Origin of the sequence: Marinobacter sp. LV10R510-11A (assembly GCF_900215155.1) — a bacterium.
GTDB lineage: Bacteria > Pseudomonadota > Gammaproteobacteria > Pseudomonadales > Oleiphilaceae > Marinobacter.
Genome location: NZ_LT907980.1, coordinates 2,674,238 through 2,699,878, shown reverse-complemented (window position 1 = coordinate 2,699,878; position 25,641 = coordinate 2,674,238). Strand labels below are relative to the sequence as shown.

General features: G+C 56.1%; 19 protein-coding genes. 12 read left to right on the top strand and 7 right to left on the bottom strand.

The window, feature by feature from the left end; all coding sequences use genetic code 11:
• Nucleotides 1–138 precede the first annotated feature (138 nt).
• The 3 genes from rho (at nucleotide 139) to CPH80_RS12890 (ending at nucleotide 4,043) form a co-directional block, all read left to right on the top strand.
• Nucleotides 139–1,401, top strand: a complete 1,263-nt coding sequence (gene rho / locus CPH80_RS12900; protein ID WP_096278368.1) for a transcription termination factor Rho — start codon at nucleotides 139–141, stop codon at nucleotides 1,399–1,401.
• A 148-nt stretch (nucleotides 1,402–1,549) separates the two neighbouring features.
• Nucleotides 1,550–3,037, top strand: coding sequence for a 4-hydroxy-3-polyprenylbenzoate decarboxylase (gene ubiD / locus CPH80_RS12895; protein ID WP_096278366.1), 1,488 nt, complete (start codon nucleotides 1,550–1,552; stop codon nucleotides 3,035–3,037).
• Nucleotide 3,038: 1 nt separating this feature from the next.
• Nucleotides 3,039–4,043 carry a 2Fe-2S iron-sulfur cluster-binding protein gene (locus CPH80_RS12890; RefSeq protein ID WP_096278364.1) on the top strand — a complete coding sequence of 335 codons (1,005 nt, stop codon included), beginning with the start codon at nucleotides 3,039–3,041 and terminating at the stop codon, nucleotides 4,041–4,043.
• A gap of 47 nt (nucleotides 4,044–4,090) precedes the next feature.
• On the opposite strand, the gene CPH80_RS12885 is transcribed toward CPH80_RS12890, so the two are convergent.
• The 6 genes from CPH80_RS12885 to CPH80_RS12860 form a co-directional block, all read right to left on the bottom strand.
• Nucleotides 4,091–5,332, bottom strand: a complete 1,242-nt coding sequence (locus CPH80_RS12885; RefSeq protein ID WP_096278362.1) for a heme biosynthesis HemY N-terminal domain-containing protein — start codon at nucleotides 5,330–5,332, stop codon at nucleotides 4,091–4,093.
• Entirely contained in the window at nucleotides 5,329–6,453 is a 1,125-nt protein-coding gene (locus tag CPH80_RS12880) for a uroporphyrinogen-III C-methyltransferase (protein ID WP_096278360.1), read from the bottom strand. The genes CPH80_RS12885 and CPH80_RS12880 overlap by 4 nt, the downstream gene beginning before the upstream one ends.
• A gap of 8 nt (nucleotides 6,454–6,461) precedes the next feature.
• Nucleotides 6,462–7,274 carry a uroporphyrinogen-III synthase gene (locus tag CPH80_RS12875; RefSeq protein WP_096278358.1) on the bottom strand — a complete coding sequence of 271 codons (813 nt, stop codon included), beginning with the start codon at nucleotides 7,272–7,274 and terminating at the stop codon, nucleotides 6,462–6,464.
• Entirely contained in the window at nucleotides 7,255–8,199 is a 945-nt protein-coding gene (hemC, locus tag CPH80_RS12870; protein WP_096278356.1) for a hydroxymethylbilane synthase, read from the bottom strand. The genes CPH80_RS12875 and hemC overlap by 20 nt, the downstream gene beginning before the upstream one ends.
• 118 nt (nucleotides 8,200–8,317) lie before the next feature.
• A complete protein-coding gene (locus CPH80_RS12865) occupies nucleotides 8,318–9,076 on the bottom strand; it encodes a LytR/AlgR family response regulator transcription factor (RefSeq protein ID WP_096278354.1) in 759 nt (252 codons plus the stop codon).
• Nucleotides 9,073–10,041, bottom strand: coding sequence for a sensor histidine kinase (locus CPH80_RS12860; RefSeq protein ID WP_096278352.1), 969 nt, complete (start codon nucleotides 10,039–10,041; stop codon nucleotides 9,073–9,075). Before CPH80_RS12860 ends, CPH80_RS12865 begins: the two co-directional genes overlap by 4 nt.
• Before the next feature lie 173 nt (nucleotides 10,042–10,214).
• Between CPH80_RS12860 and argH the strand changes: the two genes are divergently transcribed.
• A complete protein-coding gene (argH, locus tag CPH80_RS12855) occupies nucleotides 10,215–11,624 on the top strand; it encodes an argininosuccinate lyase (protein ID WP_096278350.1) in 1,410 nt (469 codons plus the stop codon).
• A gap of 32 nt (nucleotides 11,625–11,656) precedes the next feature.
• Here argH and CPH80_RS12850 read toward each other — a convergent pair whose 3' ends face one another.
• Complete coding sequence (locus tag CPH80_RS12850) at nucleotides 11,657–14,122, bottom strand: EAL domain-containing protein (RefSeq protein WP_096278349.1); 2,466 nt, start codon at nucleotides 14,120–14,122, stop codon at nucleotides 11,657–11,659.
• 118 nt (nucleotides 14,123–14,240) lie between these two features.
• Between CPH80_RS12850 and CPH80_RS12845 the strand changes: the two genes are divergently transcribed.
• The 8 genes from CPH80_RS12845 (at nucleotide 14,241) to CPH80_RS12810 (ending at nucleotide 25,620) form a co-directional block, all read left to right on the top strand.
• On the top strand, nucleotides 14,241–17,111 hold the full coding sequence (locus CPH80_RS12845; protein ID WP_096278347.1) for a class I adenylate cyclase: 2,871 nt from the start codon (nucleotides 14,241–14,243) through the stop codon (nucleotides 17,109–17,111).
• Nucleotides 17,112–17,181: 70 nt separating this feature from the next.
• Nucleotides 17,182–17,361 (top strand): LPS translocon maturation chaperone LptM, encoded by a 180-nt coding sequence (gene lptM / locus CPH80_RS12840; RefSeq protein WP_101469555.1) that lies wholly within the window; start codon nucleotides 17,182–17,184, stop codon nucleotides 17,359–17,361.
• 41 nt (nucleotides 17,362–17,402) lie between these two features.
• Nucleotides 17,403–18,653 (top strand): diaminopimelate decarboxylase, encoded by a 1,251-nt coding sequence (gene lysA / locus CPH80_RS12835; RefSeq protein ID WP_096278343.1) that lies wholly within the window; start codon nucleotides 17,403–17,405, stop codon nucleotides 18,651–18,653.
• Nucleotides 18,654–18,667: 14 nt separating this feature from the next.
• Nucleotides 18,668–19,585, top strand: coding sequence for a diaminopimelate epimerase (gene dapF / locus CPH80_RS12830; protein WP_096278341.1), 918 nt, complete (start codon nucleotides 18,668–18,670; stop codon nucleotides 19,583–19,585).
• A gap of 16 nt (nucleotides 19,586–19,601) precedes the next feature.
• A complete protein-coding gene (locus tag CPH80_RS12825) occupies nucleotides 19,602–20,348 on the top strand; it encodes a DUF484 family protein (RefSeq protein ID WP_096278340.1) in 747 nt (248 codons plus the stop codon).
• Nucleotides 20,349–20,400: 52 nt separating this feature from the next.
• A complete protein-coding gene (gene xerC / locus CPH80_RS12820) occupies nucleotides 20,401–21,324 on the top strand; it encodes a tyrosine recombinase XerC (RefSeq protein WP_172898602.1) in 924 nt (307 codons plus the stop codon).
• Nucleotides 21,324–22,772 (top strand): GGDEF domain-containing protein, encoded by a 1,449-nt coding sequence (locus CPH80_RS12815; RefSeq protein WP_096278338.1) that lies wholly within the window; start codon nucleotides 21,324–21,326, stop codon nucleotides 22,770–22,772. The genes xerC and CPH80_RS12815 overlap by 1 nt, the downstream gene beginning before the upstream one ends.
• 64 nt (nucleotides 22,773–22,836) lie before the next feature.
• Nucleotides 22,837–25,620, top strand: a complete 2,784-nt coding sequence (locus CPH80_RS12810) for an ATP-binding protein (RefSeq protein WP_096278336.1) — start codon at nucleotides 22,837–22,839, stop codon at nucleotides 25,618–25,620.
• The last annotated feature ends 21 nt before the right edge of the window (nucleotides 25,621–25,641 follow it).

Below are 25,641 nucleotides of genomic sequence, written 5' to 3'. Positions count from 1 at the left end.
GTTTTTATTCCGGATATCATCCGCACCGGTTGCTTCATCGGCCAGCATCTGTTTTGACAACGATTTTAAGAATATGTTCAGAGGCACCCCCGTTATCCCAATATCCGTTTACTTCCATTCCTGACAATCTAATAACTTATGAATCTTACCGAACTTAAGCAGAATTCCATGCCCGAATTGCTCGAAATCGCGCAAGAAATGGGCCTCGATAACCTAGCGCGCTCTCGCAAACAGGATGTCATTTTTACCATCCTGAAAAAGCATGCGAAAAGCGGCGAAGACATTCATAGCGATGGCGTACTGGAGATTCTACAGGATGGCTTCGGCTTCCTCCGCTCTGCCGACGCCTCCTACTTGGCGGGGCCAGACGATATTTATGTCTCTCCCAGCCAGATCCGTCGCTTCAACCTGCGTACCGGCGATACCGTTGCGGGCAAAATTCGCCCGCCTAAAGACGGTGAGCGTTACTTTGCCCTGTTGAAAGTTAACGAGATTAACTTTGATAAGCCGGACAACGCCCGCAACAAGATCCTGTTTGAAAACCTGACACCGCTGTTTCCCGATGAGCGTATGCAGCTGGAAACCGGTAACGGAAGCACCGAGGATCTTTCATCCCGGGTGTTGGATCTGGTGGCCCCGATCGGTAAAGGCCAGCGTGGTCTGATTGTATCGCCACCCAAGGCCGGTAAAACCATACTGATGCAGAGCATTGCCCAGTCCATCGCTCGCAATCATCCGGAATGCCACATCATGGTGCTGTTGATTGATGAGCGGCCGGAGGAAGTGACTGAAATGCAGCGCACGGTGCGCGGCGAAGTGATTGCTTCAACTTTTGATGAGCCGCCTGCACGTCACGTTCAAGTAGCGGAAATGGTTATCGAAAAAGCCAAGCGCTTGGTTGAACACAAAAAAGACGTGGTTATCCTGCTGGATTCCATCACCCGGCTGGCTCGTGCCTATAACACAGTGATTCCTTCCTCTGGCAAGGTGTTGACCGGTGGCGTCGACGCCCACGCTCTGGAAAAGCCCAAGCGTTTCTTCGGTGCAGCCCGTAATGTAGAAGAGGGTGGCAGCCTGACGATCGTTGCGACGGCTCTGGTGAACACGGGTTCCAAAATGGACGAAGTGATCTACGAGGAGTTCAAGGGCACGGGTAACATGGAGATTCACCTGGATCGGAAGATCGCAGAGAAGCGCATCTACCCGGCCATCAATATCCGCAGCTCCGGCACCCGCCGTGAAGACTTGCTGATGAATGAAGCCGACATCCAAAAGGTTTGGATACTGCGCAAGCTGCTGCACTCCATGGACGACGATTCCGCCGCCATTGAGTTCTTGCTGGACAAGCTTAAAGACACTAAGACCAACGACGAATTTTTCCAGGCAATGAAGCGTCGTTAAGACGGGTGTATTAGCGCCCTTTGCCTTCGAGGGCTGACATTACCGGGGAAGCCTTCCCCGGTAATGTCGATCACATCCTGTTCTGGCGTTCAGTCAGAACCAATCTCTCTGAACCCACGTATATCGCCGGGACTAACCGGAGCCTAAGATGAAATACAACGACCTGCGGGATTTCATCGACCAGTTGGAGAAACTGGGCGAGCTGAAGCGTATCTCCGTTGAAGTAGACACTCATCTGGAAATGACCGAAATTTGCGACCGCACGCTGCGGGCAGGTGGGCCTGCGTTGTTGTTCGAAAACCCCAAAGGCTACGACATGCCGGTGCTCGCCAACCTCTTTGGTACAACCAAAAGAGTGGCCTTGGGCATGGGGCAGGAGAATGTGACCGCGCTTCGGGAAGTCGGCAAACTGCTGGCCTATCTTAAAGAACCGGATCCCCCGAAAGGCTTCAAAGACGCTATCGAAAAACTGCCGCTGCTCCGGCAAGTCATGCGCATGAGCCCAAAAGTGCTCCGATCTGCTCCCTGCCAAGAAGTGGTCATCGAAAAAGATAAGGTCGACCTTTATCAAATTCCTGTACAGCACTGCTGGCCCGGCGATGCAGGGCCGCTGGTTACCTGGCCGCTGGTGATTACCCGTGGCCCCCACAAAGAACGGCAAAACCTTGGTATTTATCGGCAGCAGGTGATTGGTCGTAACCGCTTGATTATGCGCTGGCTAAGTCACCGGGGCGGGGCGTTGGATTTTCAGGAGTTTCAGAAAGAGAATCCTGGTAAACCTTACCCGGTAGCGGTTGCCCTGGGTGCAGATCCGGCCACCATTCTGGGTGCTGTGACGCCGGTGCCCGATTCGCTGTCCGAGTACGCATTTGCAGGCTTGCTCCGAGGCAGTCGTACCGAGCTGGTGCAGGCTGGCCTCAGTGATCTGCAGGTGCCTGCCAGCGCTGAGATTGTACTGGAAGGCTTTATCTACCCAGACGATCACGCGCCCGAGGGCCCGTTTGGAGATCACACCGGTTACTACAACGAAGTGGGCGAGTTCCCGGTGTTCACCGTTGAGCGGATTACTCACCGCAAAAATCCGATTTATCACAGCACCTATACTGGCCGCCCGCCCGATGAGCCAGCTATTCTGGGTGTGGCACTGAACGAAGTGTTCATTCCCATATTGCAGAAGCAATTCCCCGAAATTGTAGATTTTTACTTACCGCCGGAAGGCTGCTCTTACCGCCTTGCAGTGGTGACCATGAAGAAGCAGTACCCAGGCCATGCCAAGCGGGTGATGATGGGTGTATGGTCGTTTTTACGGCAGTTTATGTACACCAAGTTCGTGATTGTGACCGATGACGATGTGGATGCCCGTAATTGGGAAGATGTGATCTGGGCCATTACCACCCGGATGGATCCTGCGCGCGACACTGTTCTGATAGAAAACACGCCTATTGATTATCTGGACTTTGCCTCGCCTGTGTCGGGCCTGGGCTCTAAAATGGGAATGGACGCCACCAATAAATGGCCGGGCGAAACAAACCGAGAGTGGGGCGAGCCCATTGCCATGACCGATGCGGTAAAACAGCGGGTAGACGAGCTCTGGGATAGCCTGGGGATTGAAAATCCGCCTGCCCGCCCCGATTAATATGAACATTAAGGCGTGGCACATAGATCTTGAGCCATCCGGGGTTCGTTTCGCAGCAGTCGCCGACAGTAATTTGCTGAGCGCTGCTGCCAGCGCAGGTGTTGCCGTTCCGTTCGCTTGCAAAAACGGCGTATGCGAACTCTGCGAGGCGCGGCTGCTTAGCGGCTCAGCTCTAAATACCCGAAACCAACAGACGATTCCGATTGGCGCGCGGCTGATGATGTGCAGAACCATCGCGCTCGACCATCTTGAACTGGAGATTAGCGCCGTTATGGCAGCAGGAAAGAACCAGCCCCGAAAGTTTCAGGCAAACGTCGTGGATGTGCGCTCTATGAACCACGATGTGTATCGGGTTGAGCTTCAGTTGCCGCGGCGGCGGGAGCTGTCTTTTCATGCGGGCCAATATTTATCGGTCAACTTGCCAGATGCCGAACCCTGTTATTTTTCCATTGCCAGCAGCCCGGCAGAGCCACACATTGAACTGCATGTTCAGGCTTCTCCCGAGTGGGTGTCAGCGCAAAAGGTCATAGATGCGCTGACCTCCGGTGAGACAGTCAGTCTCGAAATGCCCCACGGAAAAGCGTGTCTTGCCTCCACTCCCGAGAAGCCGTTGTTGCTGGTTGCAGCAGGTACCGGCTTCGCGCCGATGAAAAGCTTGGTGGATTATTTACGCAGTACATCCTTTGCTCAGCCAGTGAAGTTGTTCTGGGGCGTGCGCCGCCATGAAGACATGTACTTGAGATCCATGGCTCGCCAGTGGGAGCAAGACTGGTCAGGGTTCACATTTCAGCCGGTGGTCGGCGATGATGAGGATAGCGACTGGGGCGGGCATCACGATCAACTGGTGCGCGCTGTGCTGGCATCTGGCATGGACTGGAATAACGTAGAAGTGCACGCCAGCGGCTCACCGGCGATGGTCTACGCATTGATGGACGCCTTGGTGGAAGCCGGGCTGCCGCCTGAGAGTTTTTTGTCCGATGTGTTGGAGTATGCACCCCGGAACTAAGACAACAAAGGTGTCAGAGCGCCCGTTCTGACTCCTTTGTTGTTCTGTCAGGCTTTTGGCATGGGCAGTTCTGGCAGCCCATTATCTTTTGCCAGCCCCTTCATCATAAGCTTGATGCTCACTTCTTCGTCGCCCATGTGAGCGGTCAAGCGGCTCAGCTCTGACAGAGCCTCCCGGCTACGGCGTAACTTCAAGCTGGTCTCGAAATATTCCCGGGCCTTGCCCCACAATTCATTGCGTAGGCTCAGCCGACCAAGTGCCAGTAGCAATTCCGCATTGTTAGGTCGGTCTTTTAACCACTGTTCGGCGGTAAGCAGCTGCTCGTCTGGTTTGCGGCCTTCTATCCGGCCATATACATTGACCAGATCATCGCTCCAGTGATTGTGCAGAACCTTGCGCAGCAGGGTTTCGGTCTGGACTTCGTCCCCAAGATCTGCCAGCAACCGCGCATAATTCCCGATGGTTTTCTCGTCTTTGCGCAGAAACCCCGGGAGCTCATCCCAAAGGCGAGTGAGTGGTTCCAAAGACGTGTTCGGGTTCTCCTTTTGCTGGCGCCTGCAGTCTTCAGCGGCCCGCTCCAAAAGGTTATGCCATACCTGCCGCTCAAGCTCTCCCAACTCTGATTCTGGCAGCACATTGCGCTTGCGCAGCTCCGGCAGCAACTTCGACAGCTCGCGCCAGTCTTCAAGACGAAGGTAAGTGTTTTTGAGTAGCTTGAGCACAAAGGGGTGGTGCGGAGACTGCTTGCGCAAACGCACCAGAGTGGCGAGGGCTTGTTCCAAGCGGTTGCCCGCAAGCTGAAGCTGGGCCTGGGTAATGCCTACAGCCATATCGGACCCTGGTGTGCTTTCAAACGCCTTCCTTAGCAACTCATCCTCAGCTTCGTGATCACCGCACTCGAAGGCTGCCTGGGCTGCCGCCAGATAGTTGATAAGTGGCGTGTCTGCGTGACTTGCGGCCGAGGTAAGCATCTTGTGGGCCCTTGGCCAGTTGCCTTCTGCCAGCGCCAGCAGGCCTTGAGTGGTGCGACGTCGTGCCCGACGTTCTTTGCTTCTGGACACCCAGCCGGCTATCAGCCCGCTGCCGTGCCGCATGCGGCGGAACAGGTTGATGGTTAAAACAATCAACGCGACAACCGCTATCAGCAGGGCAAGGCCAACCCAGAAATTGGTCTCAAGCAGGTAGTTGCCCAGGCTGATGCGAATGTAACCCAGGTCGTATTGCAGCCCCAGAGAAAGCCCGGTGCCGATTAACAGGGCAAACAGAACGATCAGAAGCAGGCGAATCATGAATCATCGCCTCCGTTGGCTTCTGTGTTTTCGTCACTCTTGGCACCCTTGTCTTTGCTGAGGCGGCCAGCAAGCCGCTGTTTGAGTAGATCCAGTGATTTACTAATGTCTGGCAGGTCTGGGGCGACGTTGTTTGTGGTTAGCTCATCCAGGGTGTTCGACAGTGCGCTTACCCGTGGATTGCTGCTGTCGTACCAGTCCGCAACGGCCGCCTGGGCTTTGGCAAGAGCGCGCTCATATACAGGCTGATTACCTCTGAGCACGGCCATTTCGGTTTCTTCTAGCATCAGTTGCAGGTTCAGTCGTGCGTAGGCGCTCTGGTCTGGCGACAACAGCGGCTTTACCGATTCGTCCAAACGGCGAACCACAACAACCTGCATCAGAGTGGATTTAAACGTTTGCCAAGCTTTGGCCAGCATGCTTGGCTCGCCGCCGGCGGGTGGGGCATCGTCTGATTGCGAATCGCCCACAAATCCGGGTGCCTGCTTGCTGATGAGCGCTTGGTCGGTGAGCTGGTGAACGCTATCGATGGCGGCCTCGAGGGTGAGATAAAGGCCGGTTCTGTCGACGCTGGCAATGCCTTTAAGCGCCAGGACTTCCCGGGCCAGCTGCTGCCGTACGGGGTAAACGCCGATGTCATCAGACTCTGTGAGTACTTCGTCTGCAGCTTCAAGGGCAGACAAGGCGCCGCCAATGTCTTTCTCGATCAACAACCGCTGGTTGGCAATGCGCAGCAAATACTCTGCCTCGGCCAATAACCAGTCGGTGCGGGTACGGTTTCCGGCTTCTAGCAGTTCGCGGGCGTTGTGATCTATCTGCCGCTGTTGGGTGGCAATTAGCTCCCGCTGGGAGGTGAGTTTTTCTTCTAGGGATTGTAAGCGCTGACCTTGCTGGTTGCCTCGGTCGCCGTACAGATTCTCAAGCTGAACGGTGTCTTGCTGTAGGCTTTTTAGTGTCTGCAAGCTGGCCTGCTGGCCGTTCCATTGCTGCAAGTTCCAAAGGGCCAATACGGCAACACAGATCAGGGCAATAATAGAGATAACCCACACTGGCCAGACTATCTGGCGGGCGGGTTGTTGTTTCTCGATCAAGGCAGGTAATTGTTTTGTTGTTTCAGTCACGGGCGTCCTTACTTGGCTGTTCCGGAGCCACCGTTACGGCCCGCCAGTTGTTCTGCGACGGCGGCCACGATGTCGTTATCGGCAAGGCTTCCTGGTACAAACGGAGCATTGAATCCCGCCGTGCGAGCCTGATCGGCGATACGCCGGGCGGGTACAATGATAGGTCTATCGTATAGATTATGGCTGCAATTCGCACATAGTGCGATGAGATTGTTTAGGGTTTCTCCAGAGAGCGCGATAATGGCCTCCGGCGCAAACTGATCTAGGGCCCTATTGATCTGTGCGGGTGTGTAATCCGGGCAGAATCTCCGGTACAGCGGCATCATGGTGACTCGCCCGCCGCGGGCTTCCAAGGTTTTCCGGGTTAGCTCGCGGCCCGCCTCTCCCCGGGCAACCAGTACCCGTTCCCCGTTCAGGTGCGCCAAAGAGGGCAGTTTCAGTAGCGCTTCACTGGTCCAGCCTTCGTCGGGTTTGCGCGGGCTTAGCCCGTATTCGGCCAGTGCTTTGGCTGTGCCAGCGCCCACGCCGTACCATTTCAGGCCAGCGGGAAGTTGGGGCCACCAAGTGTCCAGCTCTTCCAGCAAAAGGCGCGCAGCATAGGGGCTAACGGCTATAACGTGGGAAAATTCATCGAGGCTAAGGATGGTGGTGCGACGTTCTGGGGTCTCTGGTAGTGGCTCTCGATCAACCAGCGGAAACACAAACGTCTCGGCGCCAGCAGACTGAAACTGCCGGGCTAACCGAGACGCCTCTGGTTCCGGCCGGCAAATCAGAACACGCCGGCCGGCCAGATTAGGTAGATCAAACTGGGGTGTGGCCATAAATTTCAGCCAGAATTTTGTCGGCGCCCATTGTTAGAAGTTTTTCTGCCAGTTCGCGGCCCAAGCGTTCACCTTCCGCTCTAGGCGCCCGGCCTTCAACGCGAAGGATTTGTGTGCCATCAACCGCGCCTACCAGTGCGCGCAACCACACAGTCGTATCGTTGTCTTCGAGCAGGGCATAGGCGGCAATAGGCACCTGGCAGCCACCTTCAAGACGGCGGTTGAGCGCTCGCTCGGCTTTCACTCGGTCGGACGTGTCGTGGTGGTTCAGTGGCTCCAGCATGGCACGCAGTTCGTCGTCATCGAGCCGGCATTCTATGCCCAGCGCGCCCTGGCCAACAGCGGGCAAGGAGACGGTGTCTGGTATGGAGTAACGAATTCGATCGTGGAAGCCTAGGCGCTTGAGGCCGGAGCTGGCCAGCACAATGGCGTCGTAATTACTGGCATCGAGTTTTGCCAGGCGGGTGTTCACGTTGCCCCGCAGAACCCGGATCTCCAGATCTGGCCGGTAGGCCCGAAGCTGAGACTCTCTGCGCAGGCTAGCAGTGCCGACCACAGAACCATGTGGGAGGGCATCTACGTTATCGAAGTGGTTACTCACGAAGGCATCTGCGGGGTCTTCTCGCTCACAGATAGCAACCAGCCCAAGGCCTTCGGGAAAAGCCATGGGCACATCTTTCATGGAGTGCACCGCCAGATCTGCCCGGCCATCAATCATGGCTTCTTCCAGCTCTTTTACAAACAGGCCCTTACCGCCGATTTTTGCCAGTGGAACATCGAGGATTTTGTCCCCCTGGGTTTTAATCTTGACCAGCTCTACAACCACGTTGTCGTGGAGCCGTTCCAGTTCAGCCTTAATGAATTCCGCCTGCCATAACGCCAAGGCGCTGCTGCGGGTTGCGACACGAAGAGTTCGTTTAGACATGTTGCTCACTGTCGGTTCTGAAAATGTTTGCCAAGGGTACCCTGTGGCGCCGTAAAAGTCCCGTGGGTGGCCGCTTTACACCGCCCGCTATAGCACGGGTTGTTGCGGTTAGTTGCGCTTAGCCAGATTGCCGCCCCTGCAGCCATTGGCGCACGTTGGTGGTGTGACGACGGCTTACTTGGAGCTCCCCTAGATCATCCCTGAGCAGTACCAGGTTGTGGCCATCTGGCGTGCGTTTCAAAGCCTGAATAAAGCGCACGCCTACCAACGTGTTGCGGTGAATTCGGAGCAATTGATGCGGGTAGGCATTTTCCAGTTCTTTCAATGTGTAGTCAGAAACTGCTTCACCACGGGAATGGTGAATGGTCACGTATTTCTGATCCGCCTGACAATAGCGGATCTCGGCTATATCTATTAGCTCGGTGCCCCGGTGGGTGCGAACCGCGAGTTGCTCACCCTCCGCGGTCTCTTGGCCAGTGTTGCTGCCGGAAAGCGCTCGTAACTGAACACGGTTAACCCGCCCCGCACGGGTCAGTGCCTCTGCCAGCGCATCTTTGCGCACGGGCTTGAGCAGGTAGGCTGCGGCCTGAACATCGAAAGCTTGTATCGCGTAGTTGTCGTAGGCGGTGCAGAAAATAATAGCTGGCGGATTGCTGAGCAGACTCAGGCGCGCGGCTGCCCCCATGCCATCAAGGCCGGGCATGCGTATGTCCAGCAGCAGAATATCTGGCTGCAACTCGGCAACCCGAGCGAGCGTCGCGTCGCCATCACCGGCTTCGCCGCATACCTGGTAATCCGGTAGGCTTTCGACCAGCCGTCGAAGGCGTTGCCGAGCCAGAGGCTCATCGTCGGCTATCAGAATCTTCTGTTTTGTCATGAGTACTGTGTGGTTTTTGGTAGCCTTAAGGTCACGGTGTACACGTCTCCCTGATGGCTGTGTTTCAGCACCGCAGCCTCTGCGAACAGTGCCTGCAACCGTGCTTGTATATTACTCAAAGCCATGCGGTTGCCGCTGTGCTGGCTGCCGTTGCTTTGCGGTTTGGGGTTTTGTACCAGCAGATACACAAAGTTGCCGCGAGCTTCCGCTTCTATACGCACGGTACCACCCTCTGGGCGAGGCTGTATGCCGTGATAAACCGCGTTTTCTACCAGCGGCTGCAGGGTTAGCGGCGGTATGGCTTGGCGCTCCAGCCCTTCGGCGATGCGCCATTCCAGTTTCAAGCGAGGGCCTAGTCGCAGGGCTTCAATAGCGAGATAGCGCTGGCATAAGTCCAGCTCTTTAGCCAATGGGATAAGCTGGTCACCCGTACGCAGGCTGGCGCGAAACAGCTCGGAAAGATCCAGAACCGCTTCTTCGGCCTGCTCTGGGTCAGACGCAATAAGGCTGGCGATGGTGTTCATGCTGTTAAACAGGAAGTGTGGCTGTATGCGTGCTTGCAACGCTGCTAGGTGCGCCTGCATTTCTGCTTCCCGCTGCTGCTGCCATTGGTGTTGCAGATAAAAATAGCGCAGCACCATCAGCACAATTAGCAGTGCTAGCAGTAGCTTTTTGGCAATAGCTTGCCAGTCGATTATGCCCGGTTGTGGGTGCAAAACACTGTCGGCGAACAGGCTGAAGGCGAGTACATCGAGTAGTACGATGGCTGCAATGGCAAGGGTGGCTCGGGTTACAGACATTCTGGCCAACCGGTACCGCAGCAGGCAAATCAGCGCGGCGCTGGTGAGGGTCGTCCATTGCACAAACAGCGATAAGAGCGCGAAATAATTCCAGTCAATCCAGCCGTTGCTGGCCTGAACTATGGCCAGCACAAGCACCAGGAGTTCGCTGGTGACCAGTAACATGAATACAGACCGTACTCGGCAAAGATCTGGTACGAAAAAACCCTGTATCACGGCGACCTTGTCCCCAGCTAGGGGAGTCTCTTTTCTACGGGTCAGAATGCTATACTCCCGCCATATTCAATGTACTCAGTTCCCGCCAGATAATGCCGGGCTGCCAGCAGGAAAGATAGACCATGACGGATCAGAAAAAACCTGACCAGGCCACAACCTCCGAAAAACCCTGGGGCGGACGCTTTAGTGAACCCACCGACGCATTCGTGGAGCGCTTCACCGCATCCGTAGGGTTTGATCAGCGCCTGTATCATCACGATATCATCGGCTCCATCGCTCACGCGACTATGCTCGCCGAAGTTGACGTGCTAACCGTGGAAGAACGCGACAGCATTATTGATGGCCTGAACGGGGTTAAGGAAGACATTGAGGCGGGGCGCTTTGAGTGGTCTGTGAGCCTTGAAGACGTACACATGAACATAGAAGCCCAGTTGACCAAGCGCATTGGCATCACTGGCAAGAAACTGCACACCGGCCGCAGCCGTAACGATCAGGTGGCTACGGATATTCGCCTTTATTTGCGCGACGAAATTGATGTAATTGCCGCGGAGCTTCGACGCCTACAAACCGGCCTGCTGGATCTGGCCGAACGCGAAGCCGATACCATCATGCCTGGTTTTACCCACCTTCAAACGGCACAGCCAGTCACGTTTGGGCACCACATTCTGGCTTGGTATGAAATGCTAGTGCGTGATGGCGAGCGCCTGCAGGACTGCCGCAAGCGCGTGAACATTATGCCTCTAGGTGCTGCGGCCCTGGCCGGCACCACTTACCCGATCGATAGAGCCATGACTGCACGGCTGTTAGGCTTTGACCGGCCCTCAGAAAACTCTCTGGACTCCGTCAGCGACCGGGACTTTGCCATTGAGTTCTGCAGCTTCGCTGCGCTATTGATGACACACATGTCCCGCTTCAGTGAAGAGCTGGTTCTGTGGACTTCCGCGCAGTTTGATTTTATTGATCTGCCGGATCGTTTCTGCACCGGCTCGTCAATCATGCCCCAGAAAAAGAACCCAGATGTGCCTGAGCTTGTTCGTGGCAAAACTGGCCGGGTTACGGGCCACCTGATGTGCTTGCTTACGCTGATGAAAAGCCAGCCTCTGGCCTACAACAAGGACAATCAGGAAGACAAAGAGCCTTTGTTCGATACCGTGGACACCATCAAAGGTTGCTTGAAAGCTTATGCCGACATGATTCCGGCTATTCGTGCGAAGGCAGATAATATGCGCGTAGCGGCTAAGCGCGGATTCTCCACCGCAACGGACTTGGCGGATTATCTGGTTAAGAAAGGCATGCCGTTCCGGGACGCCCACGAAGTTGTAGGCAAAGCGGTGGCTTTTGGTGTCGCTGAAGAGCGGGACCTTTCTGATATGACTCTGGAAGAGTTGGCCCGCTTCTCCGACACCATTGGTGAGGATGTGTTTGATGTGCTAACGCTGGAAGGCTCGGTTCAGGCCCGTGACCACCTTGGTGGCACAGCGCCTGCGCAGGTACGGGCAGCAGTGGCTCGTGCGCGCAAGCTGCTAGGTTAATACCCTTTACGCTTTGCCCTTGAGCAAGGGGCTTAACCGCCGATGCGCCCGGTGGAGAGGTCTACGGCCACCGGCGTGAGTTCTGCTAAGGGTTTGGGCGGGCCTAATCTGAACCCCTGGCCGAAGTGAATGCCTAGGGTTCTGACCTTTCTGAGAATGTCGTCGTTCTCGATAAAGGTTGCGACCGTTATCTTCCCCGATTCCTGTGCAATCCTGTGCAGGGCTTCCACCATAATCTGCTGAACCGGATCGTCTCCCAGCCTTAGCATCAGGCTACGGTCCAGTTTGATAACGTCCACCGGTAGTTTCGCCGCAAGGCTGTAGCTTTCCACGGAAGCGCCAGCGCCATCCAGTGCGACACGACAGCCAATCCGGTGCAGGGCATCACACAGCACGGCAACTTCATCTGGGTACTGGGTTGCGTGGGCTTCGCGGACTTCAAGACAGAAGCATTCTGCGGGATAGTTTGAAACCCTGATCACAGACTCCATGAAATCCGCAAAGGTATCGTCCAGCACGCTAGCCAAAGACAGGTTAAAACCGCAGTATTTCAGTCTCGGCTCCAGCAGCCGATGGTCGGCCAGCCAGGTCAGCGTTTGCAGTATCACCTGCCGGTCCAGCCGTTTGGCCAGATCAAATCGCTCCGCTACTGGGAGAAACTGATCCGGCTGCAGCCACGCCTCATGTTCGCCGCTTCCAGGAATTCGCGAGAAAATTTCTATATGGTCGCCCCAGGTGACACTGGCGACGGGCTTGAGCGATTGGAACTCAAGTATCAGCGCTTGCTGATCCAGTGCTTTTCGGATCTGGTCGACGTATTCATTGCTGCTGTCATCTGCTTTGGGGCGAGAAGCATGGGCGGTATGAACCCGGTTGCGCCCGGATGTTTTTGCATCGTGGCAAAGATCTGCAGCCTGGCCCAGCAGTTGCTCGGGATCCGTAGGCGTGTTTTTACCCATAATCAGCAAACCACCACTGGCGGTGGTTTGCAGTTGATGTCCCTGCCACTCAAAAACAAAGTTGCGGATGAGGCTTAGAATGTCTTCTGCGAGCTTACGGGCCGCAGATTCGGTGCAGTTTTCAATGAGCAGGGCGAAGGTGTCGCCAGAAAGTCGCGATACCGTATCTTGTGGCCTGTTACGAACGTCGAGGCTGCTGGCCAACTCTCTGAGATACCGATCACACGCACCGTTACCGGCAGTGCTGTTGAAGTGCCCGAATGCATCTAGGTTCAGATATAGAAGGCTGCTTTCGGCTGACTCCCCGTTTTTTTGCTCCATGCTGCGCTGAAGGCGAGCAGTGAACTCCCTTCGGTTGGTTAGCCCGGTTATCGGGTCGTGCCGGTATCGGTATTCGCTGTCACCTGTGTTGCTGGCGCGGTTGCTGATATCACTGGCCACAACGACCGCGCCCGTGGTTTCGCTCTTGCTGTCAGTTTGGCCATCATTCTGGCTGTCAGTCAGGCGCTGATAATGGAACTCATACACGGGCCACTCACCGCTTTGCTGGGTGATGGGCATGTCCACAACAAAGCTGTCTTGCTCGAAGGCGCGTCGCCAGAGTTGTTCAGCCAGGTGTCGCTCGTTCGGGTATTTTTCCAGCAACTGGCTCAGGTTGTCACCGGTCTGAGGCGTTACGCCGAAGATGCTGGCGAACAACCTGGCATAGGGCGCGTTGAAATGCAGCAGGTTCAAATTTTTGTCCACGGCAGCTATCAGCCCTGGGCTTGCTGCCGTGGTTGCGCTCAGAATTTTTTCAGCCCTTGTGCGAGCTTGGTCGCGTTGCATTTCGCCGGTGCGGTCAACCAAGGTGCCGCCAAGCTTGCGCACTCTGCCGCCCGCTTTAAGGGCACGACCATTCAAGGTAACGCGAATCTTTTTCTGCTGCGCCGTCAGTAGATTTAGCTCAATCGTGAAAGGTGCGCCAGTATGCGCACACCTGCGGAACAGCGCCCGGATGCGACCCTGGCCGCTTTGGCAGTAGAACAGTGCCTGCTCGGGCGTAATATCTGTGCCCGGCTTTAGCTCAAGCACTCGATATAGCCCCTCGGTCCAGGTAATTTGGTTGCTGGTGATATCCAGCTCCCATATCCCGAAGCTTGCAGCGCTTTCTGCGCAGCGCTGCAAGCGTGGATCTATGGCGGAGTTTTCCTGCTGAGTGATTCGGGCGCTGGCGGCTTCGTCTGAATCGCGCATACTGACACGCAGTGAAAGGCTTGCTGTGTAAAAAAAACCTTCTTTATGGCGGAGGGTGACCAGCACATTTTGGCCACTCTCGATACGGTGTCGGTGTACTGGCGCGAAAGGGTCGTCCTCTGTTGATGCCAGAACCCGGTGTACCATGACGCCTTCCAACTCGCTGGCATCGTATCCGAGTACGGCTTCGGCATTGTTGTCGGCGAACAGCACCTTGCCTTCGTCGTCAATACGCAACAGGGTCTGGCGACCGGTGCCGGCGGGTGCATCGGCACGATAACGCTGTATGACAAACTCTTTCACTGGGCAGGACCTCGGGTTTTCTGAAGCGCATTCCGCTTTTATTTTTTTGACGGTTTTGCCACGATGAGCTCATCATACTGATAATTAAACCGGAAAGAACCTCTCCCCCGGAGCTGCCTTGACCGCTCACGCCCCACCGATTGCCCTGGATTTTGAAGAGGGCATTGATCGCAAAACCCTGCGCCGTCTGCGGGACAGGTTTCTCATGGTTAATCACCAGCGCTGGGAGAGGGCGCACTCGTCGCTCACCTATCGGCAGCAAGCAGTGTTGGACGTTCTGCCTCTGGTGTTTCACACCAACCACCCGGCTCTGGCCGGCTATCTGGATACCGATTGCCCTTATGGCCTGAGGCACTATCAACCGGGTTCCGCAACCATAAGTGCCGCACGGCGCCTGGCGCGAACCTTTAGTATGCGGGACGAGGGCAAGCGCCGAGCCGATCTGGAAGCGCTGTTTTTAATGGGCAGCCCCGGCACATTGGGCGATTCCGTAGCCAGTGATCTGGATGTTTGGCTGTGCCATCGGGACGATCTTCAAGAGCCGGGCATTCTGCGCCTCGAGCGCAAGGCAGAGAAGCTGACGGAGTGGGCGTCTTCTTTTGGCATTGAACTGCACGTGTTTGTATTCGCCGCGGCCGACTGGCGGAATGGGCGACCACGCGCAGAGGTGAGCGGCGAAAACTGCGGCAGCGCCCAGCACTATCTGCTTCTGGATGAGTTTTATCGCACCGGAATTCATCTGGGTGGATGCTATCCAATTTGGTGGCTCATCCCTTCGGAGCAGGAAGATCGTTATCAGGAATGTGTAAACAGGTTAGCGGACTACCGCTTTATTCGTGGCGACGAGTACATAGACTTCGGCGCGGTACCGGCGATACCAGCCAGTGAATTTCTCGGTGCGGGTGTTTGGCAGCTCTATAAGGGTATTGATGCGCCCTGGAAGTCGATTCTGAAGCTTTTGCTTATCGAATGTTACGCCCAGACGCCGGAGCAGCCGGTGTTGTCACGGGTGTTCAAGCGCGCGGTATTCAGCGGCATCATTGATGTGGATGTTCTGGACCCGTATGTAATGCTGTACCAGCGTTTGGAACAGTGGCTGACAGAGGCTGGCGCCGAAGGGCGGCTAGATCTGGTGCGTCGCAGCTTGTATATCAAGACGGGGCTGCCGCTCACTCGCACCGGGGCGTCGGGGGAGCACAGTGCAGAGCCCTGGAGAGCCAAGCTGCTCAGAAGCCTTGTGGCGGGCTGGGGCTGGCAGCACAAGCACATTGAAGCCCTAGACAACCGCCAGCGCTGGCGCGCAGAAGAAGTGTCTTCCCTGCGACGCGTGGTGGTGTCGGAGCTGACGCACAGTTATAGACTACTCTCGAAAATGGCTCGGGATCACGGCGAGCAGTCAGCCATCAACGCGAACGATATTAACCTGCTCGGCCGCAAACTCTACGCAGCCTTTCAGCGCAAGGCGGGTAAGATTGAGCAGATTAATCCGGGGTTGGTGCCGTCGCTGGCAGAGGAAAACCTAGCCTTTCATCACCAATCAGAACAAGGTGGGGCCGGAACCAGCTGGCTATTGTACCGGGATTTGGAAGGCCCATCAGATGCCGCTTGGCAGCCGGTTATTCGGCGCTCTGGAAACCTCGCGGAATTGGTTGTTTGGTGCTATTGCAACGGTTTGCTAACCCGCTCCACTCGTCTTAATGTCCGCTCTGGGCAGGGTATTGCCTCCATCAGTGAATTGCGGGAAATGCTGGATGCGCTTGCGGGGTTTGTGCGGTTTCCTGTGGCACCGGCAGAGCGAGAAGCACTTGCCCGTGCGGTTCGTCCCCTGCGCAACCTTATACTGATCAATGTGGGGGTGGACCCGCAGTCTCATCTTACCGAGCGCGGGCTGCACAAGCTTAGCGCCCGACATGATTCTCTGGGCTTCAGCGGTGGGCGTGAGAATCTGGTTGTGACCATTGACCAGATCACCCTGAACAGTTGGCACGAGGTCAGTCTTCAACACTACGCATCGGGAGACACGTTGATCCAGTGCCTAAAGAATGTGCTCGCCTCGGTTGCACTCGACCCCCGCGTTATTCCCGATATTGAGGTGCACAGCCACAACCGAGGGCACGGAGGGGCTATCGCTCGGCGAGTGCGGGAACTGTTTGCGGATGTGTTGCGCCAGTTTTTTGCCGGTGGCGCCGGCCCACACTCCCTGCGTTACGTTATCGAAATGGATCGTCGGTATTTTCTGCTGGAATTCAGTGGTACCAAACCCGGCTTCATTGCCCTGGAAAGCCGGGCCGCGCTAATGGAATGCCTGGCCCAACCCCGCGACGCTTATCTGCCAATCGTTTTCGATCGCTACGCATTGTTGGACGACCGGGCTGTGCGTGCGGCGTGTCAGGCCAGCGAACCGAACAGTGTTCAGGTGTTTTATCGGGTTCGCGGCGAGCGCGCGCAGATATGGGTGATTGATGAGCGCGGTTCGCTGCTCGAATGGAGCCAGCCGGTCACCAGCCGCCGTTACCTGCTGACACCTCTGCGGCGCTTTCTTGAAAATTTAGTAGAGCGGCGCACCCTGCGCTACAGCGAGGTGCCAGTGGCCCTGGCCGGTGTGCGGTGTTACGAAATGGTTGCGAGTAACGGGCTCTGGCGCCCGGAGTATCGGCCACAAACGGATACCGGAGCCACTTTGCCAGGGCTTGAGGTGCAAGCCGTGGGCATTCAAGAAGGTGATAGCCGGGTTCGCTTTGATCTTTATTGTGGTGAGCGAGAGTTTACCGTTCTGCAATACGGCGACCAGCTCATTTCGGCTGTTGCTCACTACATCCACTCACTGCGCCAGAGCGGTGATCGCTACCCGGTTTACCTTACGGATGTGCACCTGCCCCACGATTTGGATCCACGGGTGTATCAGCAGGATATACAAACCAGCCAGTATCTCTATTACCGCGCCTTTTTGGAGGATGCCCTGAACCGTGAACTGGAGGCGTTTCGATAGCCAGCCGGCCTCGCCGTGCGGGTCGCGGGTCAGGTATACTTTGGCCATTATGAACTCAGGGGTGGCAAGTATGCGCGCGTGGACACTGCCAGTTGTGATTCTGGTTATGGCGGCTGCACTTGGCGGCTGCGGCCAAAAGGGGGCGTTATACCGGGATAACCCGGAAGCATCATCCGAGCCTGCCGGGCAAGCAACCGCCGCCGGGACACAAAATGAGCGTCCAGATGACCGTAATTCAAGCGCTGAATAGTCCTGCTTATACCAGGCACCGCTAAACAAATCAGGAACCAAATGGATCATTTCAATTACCGTAACGGCGAGCTATACGCCGAAGATGTGCCTGTCTCTTCCATTGCCGAACGCTTTGGTACGCCAGCTTACGTATATTCCCGAGCGACTCTGGAGCGCCATTACAGGGCCTTTGATGATGCCCTGAAAGAGCGCCCGCACCTTGTGTGCTACGCCGTCAAAGCCAACAGCAATCTGGCGGTTCTGAACGTGTTGGCGCGCTTGGGTGCCGGTTTCGACATTGTCTCCGCCGGGGAGCTAGAGCGTGTTCTTCGTGCCGGTGGCGACGCAAGCAAGGTGGTGTTTTCCGGTGTAGGTAAACAGGAATGGGAGATGCGCCGGGCTCTGGAGGCAGGCGTTCGTTGCTTCAACGTGGAATCTGACGCCGAGTTAGACCGGCTTAACGCGGTGGCTGGTGAACTGGGAGTCATTGCTCCCGTCTCTTTGCGTGTGAACCCCGATGTTGATGCCGGAACCCACCCTTATATTTCTACTGGCTTGAAAGAGAACAAGTTCGGAATTGATATAACTGAGGCACTGGCTGTTTACGCCCGGGCTGCAACACTGCCGAACCTGAATATCAAAGGTGTGGATTGCCACATTGGTTCGCAGCTTACATCGATTTCTCCGTTCTTGGATGCGCTGGATCGCGTACTGGAACTGATCGACGCTCTGGCCGATAACGGCATTCACATCCGGCACCTGGATATGGGTGGTGGTTTGGGGGTGACCTACGATGATGAACAGCCGCCTCAGCCCTCCGAATACGTCAGGGCTCTGGATGAGCGTATTGGCGACCGTAAGCTGGAGTTGATTCTCGAGCCGGGCCGCTCCATTGCGGCTAACGCCGGCATACTGATTACCCAGGTCGAGCTTCTGAAATGCACCGAGCATCGTAACTTCGCAATCATCGATGCTGCCATGAACGATTTGATTCGCCCGGCGCTGTACAGTGCCTGGCAGGCCATCATTCCCGTTCAACCCCACCAGGATGCCGAAGAGAAAATCTGGGATTTGGTTGGCCCGGTCTGTGAAACCGGAGATTTTCTCGGCAAAGACCGGCCACTCCAACTCAAGACAGGAGATCTCTTGGCAGTGCGCTCTGCAGGGGCCTATGGCTTCGTGATGAGCTCCAACTACAACTCCCGTAATCGCCCGCCGGAGCTTATGGTTGACGGTGAAGACGTACACGTTGTTCGTCGTCGCGAGACGATCGAGGATCAGCTCGCGCCAGAAAACTGCCTGCCGGAATGAATGATGGACAGGAGATGAGCCAGCCGCGGCGTAATCAGGGGCCTCTGCTCCGTTTCAGTAAAATGCATGGGCTGGGCAACGATTTTATGGTGGTTGATGCCATCAGTCAGCCATTGTGGCTACGCCCCGAAATGATTCGGGAGCTGGCGGATCGTAATGTGGGTATTGGCTTTGACCAATTGTTAGTCGTGGAGCCTCCGGGGCAGCCCGATGTGGATTTCCGTTATCGGATATTCAATGCCGACGGTTCTGAAGTTGAACAGTGTGGCAATGGCGCCCGGTGTTTCGCAAAGTTCGTCCGCGATCAGCGCCTCACCAATAAAAAAGTCATACGCGTTCAAACCGCCGGTGGAGTGATTGAGTTACGGGTGGTCAAAGACGGCATAGTGATGGTCAATATGGGAGTGCCAGAGCTGAATCCATCGGCCATTCCCTTTGCTGCAGAACATCGCAAAAATACGTACATGGTGGAGGCGGGAGCGGAAACAGTTGAGCTCAGCGCGGTTTCCATAGGCAACCCTCACGCCGTTATTATGGTTGAAGATGTGGACGCGGCGCCGGTCGCAGAGCTTGGGCCGCGCCTGGAAAGTCATCCGCGATTTCCATCTCGGGCTAACATCGGCTTTCTGCAAATAATTAGCCGGAGCCATGTACGCTTGAGGGTGTACGAGCGCGGCTCGGGCGAAACCCTTGCCTGTGGCAGCGGTGCGTGCGCGGCGGTAGTCGCCGGGCGCCTTCGCGGACTTCTCGATAACCGCGTGGACGTGGACTTGCGAGGGGGCCGGTTGGTCATTGAATGGCAGGGTGAAGGGTCGCCTGTTATGATGGAGGGGCCTGCTACAAACGTATTTGAAGGGCAGTTGAGATTGCCTGGTGACTCAAGTGGTAGCCGGCGCCGAAAGCCTAGCCGCCCACATAAACAACGGATCTGACAGTCAGGAGAGCACGATGACAGACCAAACGGCCCACCAGAAGGCCGGTGAGCTCACCCGGGAAGAGGTGGCTGAGTACCTGAAGAACAACCCTGACTTTTTCGTCGATCAGGATGAGCTTCTGCGCAGCCTGACGTTGCCCCATGACAGTGGTCGGGCTATTTCTCTGGTTGAACGCCAAGTACACCTGTTTCGCGAACAAAGGGACACGCTACGCCACGAATTGGTGGAGCTGGTGTCCATCGCCCGCCACAACGATCGCCTGTTTGAAAAGAGCAAGCGCCTGCTAATGCAGGTAATTGAAGCCCGCAATCTCATTGATATGGCATCCGCCATTGATGACAGCATTCGTGGCGACTTTGGGCTTGATGCCGCATCGGTGATCCTGTTTACCGATGCAGACGTTGCTAGCAGCTGTCAGGGCGCGTTGCATGTGGTGAGCCCAGCAGAGGCCCATAAGCGACTCGGTAATCTTTTGGAAGGCAGCAAAGCAGTCTGCGGTCAGTTCCGCGATAGCGAGCGAGAGTTCCTGTTCCCAGATCGGGATGTGCCCATTGCGTCGGTCGCTCTGGTGCCTTTGCGCCACGATGAACTGGTCGGCGTTTTGGCGATTGGCAGTTGCCAGCCTGGCTACTTTGATCAGAGCATGGGGTCGCTGTTTCTCAGTTATATCAGCGACACACTCAGCAGGCTTCTGCCGCCAATGGTTAGGCGCCACACCTCGGCCGTTCCGGTAGCCGATCTTGCGACTGAGTCCCGCTAGAGTGATCGCTGCGCCCGCGCAGGCTCAGATACCTGATGAGCTGAGCGGGCACATGACAGACTTCATCCAACACCTGGCATCCGAAAAACGCCATTCGCCCCGAACCTGCGACAGTTACCAGCGCGACCTTCAACGGCTTGCGGCTTGGCTTGTGGAGCAGAACCACACCCAGTGGCGGGCGGTTGGCGGCTATGATCTGCGTCGCTACGTTGCAAACCTTAGTCGCCAAGGCTTAAGCGGTCGCAGCATAGCTCGACATCTGTCGGCCATCAGGCGCTTTTATCAGTATTTGTTACGGGAACGGCTGGCCACTGACAACCCGGCACTGGACATCCGGCCCCCGAAGAGCAGTCGGCGCCTGCCCGGCGTGGCCGATGTGGATCAGCTCAATTATCTTCTCGATGCCACCCCAGATGATCCGCTAGAAGTGCGCGATAGGTGTATGTTTGAATTAATGTACTCGTCCGGCTTGCGCCTGGCGGAACTGGCCAGCCTGGATCTCAATGCTGTTGACCGCAAATCGGGCGAGGCCCGGGTAGCTGGCAAAGGCGACAAAACACGCATACTCCCTGTCGGTCGGAAAGCGCTAGAAGCCATAGCTCAGTGGTTGCCTATTCGAGCAGAATTGGCGCCGCAGACCGAAACCGCCTTGTTTGTAAGCCGCCGGGGTGACCGTCTCAGTCACCGTAGCATCCAAGCTCGCCTTAGCCGTTGGGGTGTTGTCAAAGGGGCTGACCAGAAGCTTCACCCACACATGTTGCGGCATTCGTTTGCCAGCCATATGCTCGAGTCCAGCGGCGATTTGCGGGCGGTTCAGGAATTGTTAGGCCATGCGGACATAGCCACCACACAGGTCTATACTCACCTTGATTTTCAGCATTTGGCCCGGGTTTACGACCAGAGCCATCCGAGGGCACGCCGACGTAGCCCGCGAGACAACGGCGATCAGAATTCCGGACAGAAGGGGAGCGAGTGATGTCATCGGATCAAACCTGGAAAAACAAGTACTTCCAGGAGCTTGAGACTGCAGAGCAGCGGGAAGAACAGTGGAAGGCCGAGCGCAATACGCTGGAGCGCATGCTTGTGCGCACCAGCCTCGCCTCCGAAGGCCAGACACCAAAGCTGGACAGCCTGCTTGAGCGTGTTCGATCCGATTTGCGCAAGAAAAAGGTGGATGTGAAAAGCTGGCGAGAGCTGCAAGAGCAGATCGACCGCCAAGTCGCCATTCTGGACGACATGCCCGCCCCTAAACATGAAAGCCAGCCTGAACCTTCTATGAACATCGCACCTGAGCCAAAGTCTGTGATTGAGGCGGCGGATGACAGTGATGTGGCAGACGACGGGGATTTTGAAGGCCTCCATAGCCAGCGACTCCGGATCGCCAGGCGTGTCGGACACCTCTTGGGCCAGTTGCTCAGCCAGGTTTCTCTGGAAGTAGACGCCGAAAAACGAGCGAGAAGCCTGCAGACGGCCCTCCTCGCTAGTGATAATTGGGATGAGTTGCGAGACGGGCTGAACCAAGTGGCCGATCTCATTGTTGCCGCCGTAACCCGCGGCCAGAGGGAGTTTGAAGCCTTTCTCAAACGCCTTGATGAACGCCTTGAGGTTCTGCAAGAGCATTTTTCAGTGCAATCATCGGCACAGACGGGCCGACAGGCCGCAGCAGAAACCCTGGACCGTAACATCCGCGAAGAGATTGAACAGGTTGGCCGACACATTGAAGCCAGTGACGATACCCATGGGCTGAAGCAGTCAGTCAGTAGCCACCTTGAATCCATTGGTCAGGCGGTTGGCCATTTTCGGGTTGAAGAAACGGAGCGGGAGAAATTGCTTTCCGAGCAGCTGAACGCCATGCAGGAAAAAGTCGCGGTTATGGAGGCGCACTCGGAACAAATGCAGGGACAGGTTCGCAAGGAGCGTGAACGAGCCATGACCGACCTGCTGACGCAGCTACCCAATCGTGAAGCTTGGCAGGAACGCCTATCTTTTGAGTTCAACCGCTGGAAGCGATATCAGTACCCACTGGCCGTTGGCGTTCTGGACATCGATCTTTTTAAACGTGTAAACGATTCCTATGGGCACAAGGCCGGTGACCGGGTGCTTCAGCTTGTAGCGAAGGAGGTTATGGATCGGCTGCGCAACACGGACTTTGTCGCCCGTTTTGGCGGTGAGGAATTTGTGCTGTTGTTTCCGGAAACCCTAGCCGCAGATGCTCAAATCGTGATGGATAAGCTTCGGTCACACATCAGTGCCTTGCCGTTTCATTTCGGGGGCGAGCCTGTAACGATTACCTTCTCTGCTGGCCTTGCTGCCTTCGCCCCTGGGGATACCGAAGAATCGGTCTTTGAGCGGGCAGATCGTGCGCTTTACGTTGCCAAAGATGCGGGCCGTAATTGCGTCAAAGTCAGTCAGCCAATCGGCTAGTACAGAACCTGTCTATTTGCAGGTATTGTATCCAGAAATGCAGCGCAACCCCTGAGGCTATCCCGTGAAGGCCATCCTTCTGTTTCTATCATACTGGCTGTTGCTGGCTATTCAATCCCCAGCACAGGCAGATCCCCCCCAGGCGTCACCAGCACCGGTGCTGGGTAGCAAGGATTTGCAATGGGTCAGTGAGCAGGAAGTGCTCAGGATTGGCTTACGCGCAGACCAGATACCGCTGGTGTTTGATACCGGGAACGGAAATCTGGCCGGAACCTACATCGACTACCTTGCCCGGCTTTCTGACAAGCTTGGCCTCCTGATTGAGCCTGTTGTCATCAGCTCAGGAATCAATGCTGGCCCGGTGCCAGACCAGCCTGCAACCGATGCGTTCCTTACCACCAGGGTGCCAGGTACTCCAGCGCCTGAAGGCAAGCGTTATACCGGTCCGTTAATGACACTTACCTATGGCTTGTTTATCAGCGCGGGCGATTCCACAATCCGTTCACTGGCGGATCTGGAAAGTGGCCGCATAGCGGTTGTGGAAGGTGACCCTAACCAGTACACCATGCTTGATTCTGTTGAGAGCTTTACACCGGTGCCGGTTCAGAGCTTGGGGGAAGCTGTCAGCCATGTATTGTCCGGCCAAGCCGATGCCTTTCTGGGCCCGGTGCCGGTCGTCTCAGACTACCTTCAGTCAGCCATGATTAACGGTATTGGTTTGTCGGTGCTGTTGGATCAAAAATCAGTGGATGTGGTATTTCAGGTGGATGAGGGCAACGAGCCCCTGCTTCGGGTTCTTGACCAAACCGTAGGCGCGATCAGTCACAACGAACACCGGGTTATCCGGCAATCATGGCTGGAGGTGGACCTCTCGGCGTTGGAGCAAAACGGTGTAGAGCTGGCCGCATCCGATGTTGACTGGCTTGAACGTCATCCTGCCCTCAAGGTTGCCTATCGCTCTGACTGGCCGCCGTTTGAATATGAACAAGACGGTCGACCCACCGGCCTCGTACCTGATCTTGTTGCGCGCCTGGAAAACCAACTGGGTGCGCGGTTTGAAAACAAGATTCTGGAAAACCGTGTAGTTGCAGAGCAAGCACTTGTTTCCGGTGAGGTGGATATTTTGCCCGGTTTGTCGCGCACACCTCGAACCGAGGAGTCATTCCTGTTCACCCGGGCCTATGTGAACGTGCCGATTGCACTGGCTATCCGGGATGATGGACGTTTTATCGGCGATTTACGGGAGCTGCGCAGTGAGCGAGTGGGGGTGGTCAACCGCCACGCGGCGCATGACTATCTGCTTATAAACCACCCGAACTTGGATCTTTACCCGCTGGCAACGGTAGAAGATGGCCTGCTAGCCCTCTCCAATGGCGATCTCGATGTGATGGTGACCCACATTCCGGCGGTCAGCTATACGGTTGCCAGGCTAGGCCTTTCTAACCTGCGAATTACCAGTATCACGCCCTATCAGTACGATCTCCGGCTCGCGGTTCGCAAAGACAGCCCGGAGCTTCACCGAATACTCAATAAGGCGCTTGGCAGTCTCAAACCTGCCGATACCGAGGCCATATACAACCGGTGGATTCATCTCGATATTGAGCAAGAAGCCGATTACACCGTGGTGCGGCGGGTTGTTTTGATCGCCGTTGTGGTCGTGCTTATCTTCTTATACTGGAACCGAAAGCTTTCCCGTGAGGTGGACGAGCGTATCCGCTCTGAAAATGCCCTGCGCCGAAGTGAGGATGAGCTACGCGCTGCCAAACTGGAAGCGGAGCGGCTGGCTCGGGAGGCGGAGGCGGCCAGTCGAACCAAGAGTGAGTTTCTGGCGAATATGTCCCATGAGATCCGAACGCCCATGAACGCCGTGATCGGTTACAGCGATCTCTTGGGCAACAGCGTTACCGACCCCCAGCAACGCAACTATTTGGATGCCATCCGGGCAGGCAGCCGCAGCTTGCTGATGCTGATCAACGATATTCTGGATCTCTCGCGCATTGAAGCGGGGAAAATGCGGCTGGATTATTCGCCGGTATCCGTACGCAGGCTTCTCGATGATGTTCGTCACATATTTGATCTGCGGGCACGGGAGCAGGGCATCACACTAGAAGTGAGCGTTGGTTCAGATATGCCGGTGGCCATGATGTTGGACGAAACCCGTTTTCGCCAAGTGCTGTTCAATCTTGTAGGTAACGCCATCAAGTTCACCCATGAAGGCGGAGTTGCGGTACGGGCCACCGTTCGGCCGGTTCAGAATAAAACCGAAGTAACTCCGGAACACCAGAGCTACCGGCTCACGGTTGAGGTAAAGGATTCAGGTATCGGAATCCCCTCTGATCAGCGTGACCGTATTTTTGATGCGTTCGAGCAACAGGAGGGGCAGAACACCCGCCGTTACGGGGGTACAGGCCTTGGGCTTGCTATCAGTCGCAAACTGGCGCGAATGATGGGTGGTGAGTTGAAGATGGAAAGTGAGCCAGGGCGTGGGTCTGTTTTTACTCTCACGCTGCCTAACGTTGTGGTAACCGGCGAACAGGCTGAGGACGAAGGCGAGACCAAGGAATCCGAACGGCTACTGGCACAAACGCTGAGTATTCAGGAGCGAGGCTGGCTGCGAGAACAGCTGACGGCAGATTTTGGTGACGAATGGGAGGCCGTGCGAGAAAGCGGTGACCCGGAAGAAATGCGAGAGTTTGCCCACCGTGTGTTGGAATGGGGGCAGCGTTATCGCTCCCGATCGGTGACTCGCTACGGTGAGAAACTGATGGCCGACGTAGAAGCATTCAATCTGGATGCAGTTAACAGTGCACTTGAAGCATTTCCGAAATTGCTGGGGCGAGCGGAGTAAACCGGCTTACCGCTTGGTATA